At 43.0% G+C, this 11,415-nt stretch carries 11 protein-coding genes and 1 rRNA gene (1 of these 12 running past the window's edge); all 12 read right to left on the bottom strand.

Annotated elements, in window-relative coordinates:
- Nucleotides 1–122, bottom strand: a 16S ribosomal RNA gene (locus V7Q33_RS17025) (it extends 1,401 nt beyond the left edge of the window).
- 697 nt (nt 123–819) lie between these two features.
- Nucleotides 820–1,344, bottom strand: coding sequence for a DUF2480 family protein (locus V7Q33_RS17020; protein WP_333820587.1), 525 nt, complete (start codon nt 1,342–1,344; stop codon nt 820–822).
- 22 nt (nt 1,345–1,366) lie between these two features.
- A complete protein-coding gene (gene tsaB / locus V7Q33_RS17015; RefSeq protein ID WP_331982769.1) occupies nt 1,367–2,071 on the bottom strand; it encodes a tRNA (adenosine(37)-N6)-threonylcarbamoyltransferase complex dimerization subunit type 1 TsaB in 705 nt (234 codons plus the stop codon).
- A complete protein-coding gene (locus tag V7Q33_RS17010) occupies nt 2,071–3,720 on the bottom strand; it encodes a S41 family peptidase (protein WP_333820586.1) in 1,650 nt (549 codons plus the stop codon). Before V7Q33_RS17010 ends, tsaB begins: the two co-directional genes overlap by 1 nt.
- Before the next feature lie 92 nt (nt 3,721–3,812).
- Nucleotides 3,813–4,226 carry a ribonuclease P protein component gene (gene rnpA, locus V7Q33_RS17005; protein WP_333820585.1) on the bottom strand — a complete coding sequence of 138 codons (414 nt, stop codon included), beginning with the start codon at nt 4,224–4,226 and terminating at the stop codon, nt 3,813–3,815.
- A 52-nt stretch (nt 4,227–4,278) separates the two neighbouring features.
- Nucleotides 4,279–4,440, bottom strand: coding sequence for a 50S ribosomal protein L34 (gene rpmH / locus V7Q33_RS17000; RefSeq protein ID WP_079687198.1), 162 nt, complete (start codon nt 4,438–4,440; stop codon nt 4,279–4,281).
- 160 nt (nt 4,441–4,600) lie between these two features.
- Nucleotides 4,601–5,605 carry an adenosine kinase gene (locus tag V7Q33_RS16995; RefSeq protein ID WP_331982774.1) on the bottom strand — a complete coding sequence of 335 codons (1,005 nt, stop codon included), beginning with the start codon at nt 5,603–5,605 and terminating at the stop codon, nt 4,601–4,603.
- Nucleotides 5,606–5,700: 95 nt separating this feature from the next.
- The gene (locus tag V7Q33_RS16990) at nt 5,701–6,618 is read right to left on the bottom strand and encodes a glycerophosphodiester phosphodiesterase (protein WP_333820584.1); all 918 of its coding nucleotides are present in this window, start codon (nt 6,616–6,618) and stop codon (nt 5,701–5,703) included.
- A gap of 181 nt (nt 6,619–6,799) precedes the next feature.
- Entirely contained in the window at nt 6,800–8,377 is a 1,578-nt protein-coding gene (locus tag V7Q33_RS16985) for a DHA2 family efflux MFS transporter permease subunit (protein ID WP_333820583.1), read from the bottom strand.
- A 5-nt stretch (nt 8,378–8,382) separates the two neighbouring features.
- Complete coding sequence (locus V7Q33_RS16980) at nt 8,383–9,459, bottom strand: HlyD family secretion protein (protein ID WP_331982780.1); 1,077 nt, start codon at nt 9,457–9,459, stop codon at nt 8,383–8,385.
- A gap of 19 nt (nt 9,460–9,478) precedes the next feature.
- Nucleotides 9,479–10,807, bottom strand: a complete 1,329-nt coding sequence (locus tag V7Q33_RS16975) for a TolC family protein (protein WP_333820582.1) — start codon at nt 10,805–10,807, stop codon at nt 9,479–9,481.
- 15 nt (nt 10,808–10,822) lie between these two features.
- A complete protein-coding gene (locus V7Q33_RS16970) occupies nt 10,823–11,413 on the bottom strand; it encodes a TetR family transcriptional regulator (RefSeq protein WP_331982784.1) in 591 nt (196 codons plus the stop codon).
- Nucleotides 11,414–11,415: the final 2 nt, after the last annotated feature.

The raw sequence follows: 11,415 nt of genomic DNA, 5'->3' as shown, positions 1-11,415 counted from the left end.
TACGTGTTACGCACCCGTACGTCACTCTTGGTAATGTATTGCTACACTACTTACCGTTCGACTTGCATGTATTAAGCCTGCCGCTAGCGTTCATCCTGAGCCAGGATCAAACTCTCCATTGTAATAATTCTTCGATAGATTCACTATTGCTAGTGTCCTATCGGGTTGTGATTGTATTACGCTCTCGCCTTTTTATCCAACCCCAATTGTTTGTCTGATTACCTGGACTCTCTTTATTTTTTTAAAAGATAGACTTGCATCTATCCTCATCGCAGATTCATTCTTTACAGAAATTATCCGCGGGTCCGCTATCAATTATCATCCATTCAAAGAACTCTTTTGACTCCACTCTAACTCACGTCAGATGCGTCAATGTGATCTCGATACGCTTCTCCGTATCTTCAATCTGTTGTCTGGTGATTTCGTCATCTTGCTGAACTTTTCCGCCTATCAGCTTCTTGTTCTTCTTGACTCCTAATCTATCAACCTTTCAACTTTCTCCCCTTCGCCCTTCCAGCTTTGGAACCTCTCTTCCGTTTTGGGAGTGCAAAGGTAACAGCTTCATTTTAATCTGCAAATCTTTTTTTAACTTTTTTTTCCGAAGCTCTTTCTTCAACAACCCCTCAAAAAATCAAGATCTACTCCAAAATGTCAAAATTCTTCTGCTCTTTCCGCTTCCACTTATGCCCTACTGGCAAAAGGGCTTCAAAGGTAAAAACATAAATCAGATTTTCAACCGTCACCACAAGAGAAAATTCTAATTATGTGATCAATGACTTGGAAGATATTGAAAATGAAAACCTTAGAAATATAAAAAAATTACTCTTCTTTTTTTGGTTTCTTATACAGAGGAACTGTACTACACGGTTCGCCAAACATCAGACTTGATGCAAATGGTTTTAAATTATTTATAGCCTCTACATATACAGCCACAGGCACATCAACTTTACTACATCCCTTCACTACTACTTTAGCATTTTTAAAGGATGACCAATCAATCTTTGACAATTGTTCATGAAAAATAATCGTTTCTAAATCCTGCAAAGAACCAAAAACAATTCTCTTAGCATATGGATGTAATGCTATCGTCACCAACATATAAGCCCAGGTAGGAACAATTGCATCAACAGAACATATAATGGCAACAAACTTATTTTCATACCGTTGCCAATTGTGCGACTTTATAAATTCTCTGAAATCTTTCTCGCGGAGAATCAATCCCTGATATAATTGATCTTTTATATCAAGTAAAACTCTTTCGCCTGGTTGATAATAATCTTCAAGATTAAATGTTACCAGCGAGCTGCTGGCCACTTTGTTTATAATTTGATCTTGCTCATCCATCTTTTGTCAAACATCAGAATTACTATATTTTGTTCGTGGCAACCTGTTCTTTATCAGCTGGTTTCTTAATCATGAATTCCTTCAGATAAAAAGGCTCAAAGCTGACCAGGTCTTCAAATTCATTTTTTTCAAACTTATTGTTGGCCAGGTACCCTAATTGAGTAGCGAATGGTACCACATCTTCCAGGAAAAGAGCGTTGGAATGTCTAATGACCGTTTTACATTTCGCTGCACCATCGCCGAAAAAAATAATTTTATTGGATGTCAGCGTTTCTACGAAACTTTGTTCGTCTATAATTTTTGCTTCGATGTTGTTCACCGTATTCAATGAAGCATCAAAGAGCTGGCAGTATACTTCCATTCTCCTTGCATCAATCATCGGGCATAGAATGGCATCTGATTTATTAAACTGTTGCACCTGGGCAGCCATTACCTTTAGCGTTTCCACCGCAAGCAACGGTACGTCTAGAGCATAACAGAGTCCTTTTGCTGTAGAAGCTCCGATGCGTAACCCTGTATAGGAACCGGGACCTGCAGCAACAGCAATCGCTTTCACATCACTTAACGATGCGTCTGCTAACTTTACTACCTGTTCGACCAAAACGGCAAGCTTGGCGGCATGCGATTGTTCTTTACGGATTTCTGCAACTGCTATCAGTTTTCCATGATCATGCAGCGCCACCGAGCAAACTGAGGTGGATGTTTCAAGACTTAATATGAGCGCCATTAATGGGGAGAAAGAATTTTTTTATAAGCCGAAGGATCATTCAGAACTTTCCGTGCTTCTAACACGGCTTTATCCCGGGGCAATGATATTTCTGCCTGCCCATCGTTTTGGGAATAATGAAATGCAATCTGTTCTTCGAGCGCCTGCATGATCTCACCTTTAAAACGCACCATGTCTGTGGCTTTGCTGGCATCAATCTTATTTTTCAGTGTGTTGAGTTGGCTCTCCAATTCGCTGTAGTATTTTTCTTTTCGCGCAGTTTCAATCAACTGTTTTGTATTTCGCTCGAGTGGAGTGGCATAGGTAAATTTATTTTCCTTAATAAAAGCTATAAACCGATCGTAGTCCTTATCTGTCAAATGAAATGTTTTTAGATCAGGTGCTACAGAGTTTTCTGCACAGTAGCGGGATGCAAACTCAAACATTAATCCTGAATTGACGAGGGCCGATGTTACCGTGCCTATCGGCTCGTATTCCACATTCATATCCGGATCGAGGCCTCCTCCATCATAAACTTTTCTACCTGCTTTTGTGGTGAACTCCGATTTCAGTGAATCGGCCACTCGCTCAACGGTTCCATCGTCTTTGCGATGTGTGTAGTCTAGTGCCTGAATACAGCGTCCACTCGGTATATAGTATTTGGCCGTAGTAACTTTTAACTGCGAGTTATAAGCAAGTGGTCTTGTAGTTTGCACCAGGCCTTTTCCAAAAGTCTTTTTTCCAATCAGAACAGCCCTGTCGTAATCCTGTAACGATCCTGCAACAATCTCAGATGCTGATGCACTTCCTTCACTCACCAATACAACCATTGGTATATCCGCATCTACAGGAGCGTTTAGTGTTGTATAGGTCTTATTCCATTCTTCTACTTTACCTTTGGTAGACACTACTTCTTCACCTCTTGCGATAAAGAGATTTACCACATTCACAGCTTCATATAACAAACCACCCGGATTCTCACGAAGGTCAAGAATAATTTTCGTAGCGCCTCTTTGTTTCAATTCAACTACTGCTGCAGATACCTCACTTGCAGCTCCGGGAGTAAAATCATCGAGGCGAATATATCCGATCGTTGGTTCCACCAGGCCGTAATAAGCAAGATTATTGACATTGATCTTTTCACGTTTGATCTTGAAGATCAGATCATCTTTCTGACCAAAACGCTTCACTCTAACTTCCAATTCTGTTTTTGGCTGGCCTTTAAGTAACGAGCTGACTTCGGAGGTTGGTTTTCCCTGAACATTCTTGCCATCGACTGAAACAAGTTCATCTCCAACTTTGAGTCCCGCGCGATAAGCGGGGAAATTTTTATAAGGAAATGTGATGACGGTCTTTTTATTGACAATACCAATCAGCGCCCCTATACCTCCGTATTGACCGGTAGTAGAAATTCTAAACGATTCAATTTCATCTTCCGGAATATAGTCGGTGTAAGGATCAAGCGATTCGAGCATTCCATCAATGCCCTTCCGGATGAGCTTTTGTGGCTCGACTTCATCTACATAGTAGGCATTGATCTCCTTAAACAGGGTTGCGAAAATATCCAGACTCTTGGCGATGTCGAAATATTTTTCTGCAGGAGCACGAAACGCGAAAGCGAATGCTACACCGAGTACTAGGATCAATGGCCATTTAGATCTTCTCCACATAATAATTTACTTCAAGTTGATGGCTTCGAATACTGGTGTGAGAGTTGCGCGATGTTGTATAGTAAATATAACGAGTATTACGTGAACCTTTCTTATTCGGAGCCGGGAAGTTTATCGCTGCTCTTCACTTCCTGAAATTTTGCTGTATTGACCAAAAGTTTTTTCATGGTCTGCAACATTTTGCGCTTCATTTCATCGAAGAGCAGTATCTCTTTATGCGAATAGATAAATCCAATCTGCAGACTGGTGGCACCCTGAAGAGTTTCCTTTTGCAGCCTATAGGCCTCCCGCATTCTGCGTTTGATAAGATTGCGATCTACCGCTCGTTTAAAATTCTTTTTGGAAACAGAGATCAGCACCTGATGGTGAGTAATAGCCGGATCAGGATGAGGCATGAAGAATACCTTAAAGGGGAACAAATAAAAAGAGGAACCCTTTTCGAAGAGTTCCTGTATTTGTTTTTCTTTCGTAAGCCGTTCTTCCTTACGGAACGTGAATTTCCCCATGGAGATTAAATATTATCCAATCTCTTTCAGGGAATGAAACTACCCGGAAAGATTATTTATGCTTTAAGGTTTTCTCGTCAGAAACGGTAAGCTTTTTACGGCCTTTTCTTCTGCGTGAAGCCAACACTCTGCGTCCATTAGCAGAAGCCATTCTTTCACGGAAGCCGTGCTTGTTCTTTCTTTTTCTGCGGGAAGGTTGATATGTACGTTTCATCTCTTTATTCCGTTTACCTTAATTTTTTAAGGGCTGCAAAGATGGCCAGGATTTCCTGAATTTACAACTCTGCATGCAGTAATTATAGCCGTAACCTTTAAAACCGGCCAAAACAACCGATTATGGCAGACATGGCAGTGTTACTTTTTTAATCAGAAGCTTATGCCTGAGCGATCAGATCGCCCAATATGGCTTTTGCCTGTGCCGGTTCCAGACGCGGGCCCCATTGTGCCACTACCCGCGAAGAAGCCAGGGATGCCAATTTACCGGCATCCGCATAACTATGTCCGTGCGTTATGGCGTATAAGAAAGCTCCTGCAAACATATCGCCTGCTCCGTTTGTGTCTATTGCCTGCACCTTGTTAGGCTCTATTTGAATAAAGGTATCGCCATCAAATACCAGGGCTCCGTTTGCACCGAGTGTGATTACAAAACACCTGGCCACTTGTCTCAATTTTTCACGCGCTTCCTGCACCGATGATGTACCTGTAAAAATCATTGCCTCTTCATCATTACAAAAAAGAAGATCCACACCGGTACCAACCACTTCTTCCATCTGTTTGGAGAAGTATTTCACCATGCTGGGATCGGAAAAAGTGAGGGCCACTTCTACATTGTTTTCCTGTGCAATACGCTTAGCCTCTTTCATGGCCTCAAGTCCTTTTGGACTGGCTACCAGATATCCTTCCAGATATACATAAGTGGACTCTTTTATAGCCGCCTCGTCCACGTGCTCGGGCGACAGAAATGAACTCACCCCTAAAAACGTATTCATAGTACGGTGTGCGTCTGGCGATGTCATTACCAGGCATCGACCCGAATGTCCTTCCGGACAATTCTCATGTTTCAAAGCGGTATCAACACCGTTTCTTTTCAAATCGTCCAGAAAAAATTTACCCAACGTATCGTGCGCTACCAGACAGGCATAAAACGATTTTCCTCCGAACTGATTGATAGCAACTACCGTGTTACCGGCAGAACCGCCACCACTCATTTTGCTCTTCTGCATATCAATAACCTTCATCAGCTCCAATTGGCGCTTTTCATCTACGAGCGTCATTACACCCTTTTCGATGCCATTCTTTTCAAAAAAGTCGTGGTCAACTTCGGTTACAATATCAACAATAGCATTGCCAATGCCGAAAACGTTATACTTTTTGCTCATGTACTGTTCGGATTTTCCGCAAGGATACAGAATAAATAGAAGAATCCAGCAGGAAGTATTCAATAGAATTACCTCACTCACAGGTTTACCTGAAGTTACTTCTTCTGAACATTCATGCTTAATGTCATTTTATACTTTCGCGCCCGGTCGGGATAGTCTGTAATAAAGCCATCTACCCCCATCCCCTTCAAGAGCAGCATCTCTTTTTCTTCGTTCACCGTCCAGGGGATAACGCGGATTTTCTTTTTATGCAATTGCGTCACCTTGTCCTTCGTCAATAATTTATAATAGGGGCTATAGATAGAAGGATTAAATCCCAGATCATTGAGATTGGCATCAATTGATTTCAGATTTTCCACCAGGGCAGCCAGCCTTACTTCGGGATACTTTTTATGCCAATAACGCAGCGCTCTGAAATCGAACGACTGAATAACTACACGCTCAAGTGGTAAGTATTGATTAATGAGGGCATATACTATATCTGAATATTCTTCCACCGGTGGATGAAATTTTTTATCGGTTTCCGGTGAGCTTTTGATCTCAATATTATAATCTACTTCGTATTGTGTAAAACTTTTAATGTGATCTTCCACCGACACGATAACATCTTTCAGCAGAGGCTTGCTGACAGAAAGTTTTTCCTGCTCAGGAAATTTTTCATTACCTTTTGATCCGCAATCATAGCGCAAGACATCTGCATACGTCATCTCATAGATGTTATACTTCTTTTCATCTTTTTCAGAAAATGACTTACCGGTGCTATCAAGACATATAGCGGCCGACATAAAGGGTTCGTGTGAAAGCACTACCTGTCCATCTTTTGTGATGACAACATCCATCTCAAGCGTCATCACACCGGAGTCCAGCGCTGTTATAAAAGCGGGAATTGTATTTTCAGGTTTCAGTCCGCGCGCTCCGCGGTGACCTTGCACTTCAAATTTGGGCATATAAATCTGAGCCGAAGAGGATAGCGAAGCAATCGCCAACAAAAATAACACACTGAGTCGTATCATGCCCGAAGATAAACCCGATGAAGTCAACGCACAAGTGTCGCGATGAAGCATGTATTAGCAAAACATTATAAAAATAAACATCCACATACAGTGCGCGCACCGGGTCAAACCTCACCCCTGAAACCTCAACCGGGCAGCGCACTGCATGTGGATGTACTTCACATGCCTGTGAATAAATATCTTAATGTCCTACATTACTCATGTCTACTTTATTCTTGGCTGGCTTGAGTATGAGCACGAACGGCACACAGAGTAAGAAGAATATACCGATACCCAGGAACACATCCATATAGGTAAGCAACATAGCCTGCTTCGTTACCATAAAATCCATCAGCTGATTAGCCTGCATCGTAGCCCGATCTGCACCGGAACCCTGGGCCATGAAGTTTGCCTTCGAGTTAGCAAGCCATTGTTGTACATTAAGACTATATGGTGAAACGTGGTTGATGAGATCTGCACGATGCTGTACACTTCTGCGGCTGATATATGTACTGATTAATGCGATACCGAACGATCCGCCTAGCTGACGTACCATCCCGGTAAATGCTGCACCCTGACCGATCTCTTTACCTTTCAATGACGACAATGCCAATGTTGTGGTGGGCACGAACAGGAAACCTAATCCAACCCCACGAAGCATTAGTATCCAGAAAAAATCTCCTTCACCGGTAAATGGAGTAATGATCGTATAAGCCCACAAGCTGAAACCAAAGAATACAGAAAAGCCCAATGCAATGAGATTTTTTTGCGATACACCTTTTTGAATGGCGCGCCCAACAATAGGCATCATTAACCCCGTAGCTACTGAACTTGGCACCAACATTAAACCGGCTTGCAACGCCGTCCACCCCAACGAATTTTGCGTGAAGAGTGGAATAACAAAGGTTGAACCGTACAGACCGAAGCCCAATATAAAAGACAGTATAGTACCAATAGCCAGGTTCCTATCCTTCAACACACGCAGTTCTACGGCCGGATCTTTTGCCACCAGTTCGCGCCAGATAAACAGATATACTCCCAATACAGCTACCACTGTAAACGTAATGATCCATTCATCTGCAAACCAATCGTGTTCCTGGCCTTTCTCCAATACAAACTGCAATGAACCAACGGCCATAATCAGAAAACCAATTCCCCACCAGTCTACATCCGCAAGAGATTTCTTGCCTCCATAGTTAGGGCTTTTCACATACGATAATGTGAGAAGCGTTGCAATGATACCAATGGGTATATTGATATAAAATATTAGAGGCCACGAATGATTGGTCACTATATATCCACCCAATGGAGGGCCGAGTGTAGGACCCACAATAACCCCCATGCCATAGAGTGCCTGTGCCATACCACGCTTTTCCGGAGGGTATACTTCTGTAATGATCGTTTGTGAAGTAACCAGCAAGGCACCGCCACCAAGCCCCTGTATAAACCGGAAGAACACGAGCTCCCATATATTGGTAGCATTACCACATAAGAAAGAGGCAACAGTAAAAATAACGATGGATACAGCAAAGTAATTTCTTCTTCCAAACTGCTGCGACAACCAACTGGTGAGCGGTACTATAATTACGTTGGCAATGGCATACGCTGTAATTACCCAGCTCACGTCATTCAAGGTGGCACCCAGGTTTCCCTTCATGTCGTTAAGGGCCACATTTACAATGGTTGTATCGATGATCTCCAGCAAGGCACACATTACCGCCGTGATGGTAATGATGACCCGGTTAAAGCCATATTCGACCAATGATTCCTGCTGAAGCATGTATATTAATCTAAGTGTACGTCAACAATAACATTCATACCGGCACGCAACAGATTTGCTTTCTCTGCTGTATCTGTAAGAATAATCTTTACAGGCACGCGCTGCACTACTTTCACAAAATTACCGGAAGCATTATCAGCTGGTAAGAGCGCGAACTTTGCACCGGTAGCAGGTGATATGGATTCAATCTTACCTTTGAATGTTTCGTGCGGATATGCATCTACTTCAATCTCTACTTCCTGGCCCGGCTTCATTTTCTCCAACTGGGTTTCTTTAAAGTTGGCAATCACCCACTTCTGTTTCTCCGTTACCAAAGCGAACAATGACTGACCTACCTGCACCAATTGTCCAGGTTGAACATTCTTACGAGAGATCACACCCGCTGTAGGCGCTGTGATATAGGCATACGACAACTGTAGTTTGGCAAAGTCCAGATCGGCCTGACGCTCTTTTACTACCGTTTCTGCCAGTGCTATATTTCGATCGCTTACGGTACTTTGCGCTTTGCGTGCCGATGTTTCGCGAAAGCTGGCTTCGCGCTGACGCTTGGCAACTTCAAGTTGTTTAAGCGCAGCATCGCGTTCCGCCTCTGCCTGCTCGTATTGTTGTTGCGTAATGGAATTGGTTTTGATCAGTTCTTCATAACGTTTGAAGTCCTGCTCTGCTCTTCGGGCTCTTACCTGAGCGATCTCCACATTTCCTTCTGATGCCTGAAGATTGGATTTTGAGCTCAACACATTTTCTTCTGCTGTCGTGAACCCTGCTCTTACGGCTGCCAGATTTGCTTTTGAATTTTCCAGCGCTGCTTCGGCTTGCGTAACGCGCAAGGCAAGATCGCGGGTATCAAGCACAACCAATGTATCGCCTTTTTTTACAACGGTATTATCGTCAACTAATAAACGCTCTACATAACCGGATACTTTCGGAATGATTGGACTGATATCGCCTTCCACCTGGGCGTCATCGGTTTCTTCGTGGTGCTGGCCATGTATATATTTTGTTATACCGAATGCAGCACCGGCTATTACCAACGCTCCTAATACGATAGCAAATCTTTTATTCTTGTTATTCTTCGTTTCCATACAGTTTGAAAATGCTTTTTTATTGAAGGGTTCCGGTTGATTTCTGAAGTTCGTAATAGGCGATCATAGTCTCTGCACGGGTAGTAGCATAGTTGATGCGCGCCTGCAGCAAGGCTACATCCGCTTCGAGATAATCGGAGAGAATGAGAAGACCTTGTTTGTATTTGTTTTGCGATATCTGAAAATTTTCTTCCGCCTGTTCAATCGCTTTTTGTGTGATGGTCAACTTATCAAGCGATTTCTGACAGTTGAGGTATTTTTGACGAATATCAATACGCACCTGATCGTTTGTTGCCTGGCGCGATGCCTCGGCCTGTTCTACTTTCGCACGTGCTTCCTGCATACCATGTGATGCATGCAGTGCACCGGTTATACTATATTTCAACGCCACACCACCGTTTAATGCGTTAGTGATGTTCACTACATTTGGAATGAATGCATTTACATAACCGGCAGTCAATGCCACGGTTGGAAGCCGATTTGCCTTCGCTATTTTATAGTTGGCTTCTCCAGCCTTTACTTGTGCATCTACCGACTTCAATTCATTTCGGTTAGACAGGCCTGCTTGTAAATATTCTTCCCACGTAGTTAATCCCGCAAGATTAAACATACCAGTTGTGTCAAGCTCAATTGTGGTTTGATCGGGAAGCCCCAATAAAACAATGAGATTGTATTCTGCCAGTTGTACATCGTGATTTACATCGGTGAGAGCAAGCTCTACGTTGCTCGCCTGCAGCTCGGCCTTCAACCGATCATTACGTGCCAGTAATTTTTGAGCTTCCATGTTCTTAAACTCGGTTACGCGTTGTTGCTCCTGCTTCAGATTCTCTTCAACAGTACGCTTGGTTTCGAGGAGCTCGTAGTATTGATATATAGCGGTTGCCGTGGTTACGGTTACTTCGCTCTTTGTAGTTTGTGCATCATATCTGGAAGCTTGTTCCAGATATTCGTTCATGATTCTGGTGTTCTTGTTACGAAAACCATTAAAGACCGGCCATGAAGCGGAAGCTTGTACCAACGCTATATCATGCATATTAGCCAATGCTGCGAGCGGAGAATCGGAATTTCCACCGCTGCCGGATGAAGATGAGTTGTTTGAAAAACTGATATTGGGTGTATTGATATGAAAATAGTTGGCACTCACGCCTACTTCTGGCAAAAGTTTATCTCGCGACTGCGCTACTCTGGCTTGCGCCTCCTTGATCTTGGCATTTGACACTACCAGCTGTTTACTGTTGGCAACACCCAGATCGATCGCTTCTTTTATCGTGAGCTTCTTAACCGATTGTGCATGCAATTGCATAACGGCCAATAGCCCAATGAGGAGAATACTGATTTTTCTAAACATGGATTTATATAATTCTTATTTCACTAAATAACCTGTCAGCAGATCAGCGAGATATTTCTTTACGCGTTTCCTGAAAGCATCATCATCCTCCCCTGCACGTATCCAACGCTTACCGAGAACAGCGTGTGTTACCTGATATATAACACCAAATAAAGTTGCTATCGCAAGATCTATATCTACACTCTTCTTGAACGTTTTTTTACGTTGTCCGTCTTCAATCAACTTTCGAAGCTCGGCAGTATTCCGGTTTAGTATCTTGTTAATTCCGTCTACAAGCTCCGGGCGCTGCACCACAGACATTTCACGGTGTATCAGGTGATAATACCGACAATTATCAAAGAGCTTCTCTACATACAAGTCAATTACCAGCAAAAGCTTCTCTACGGAAGTAGCCTCCGACTGGTTAATATCATGCAGCTTCATTCGGGTTGCATCGGAAGACTGTTCCATTACTGCCAACATCAGGTTCTCTTTCGAGCCGAAATGATAGTTAATAAGAGCAACATTCACCTCTGCCTTGGTGGCTATTTCGCGCACGCTTGTGAGGTCAAAGCCTTTTTCTTCAAAAAGGGCTCGTGCCGCAGAAAGTATCTTATCACTTGTCATGG

Origin of the sequence: Ohtaekwangia sp. (genome assembly GCF_036786105.1) — a bacterium.
Taxonomy (GTDB): Bacteria; Bacteroidota; Bacteroidia; order Cytophagales; family Cyclobacteriaceae; genus Ohtaekwangia.
This window is presented reverse-complemented; position numbering and strand designations above follow the sequence as displayed.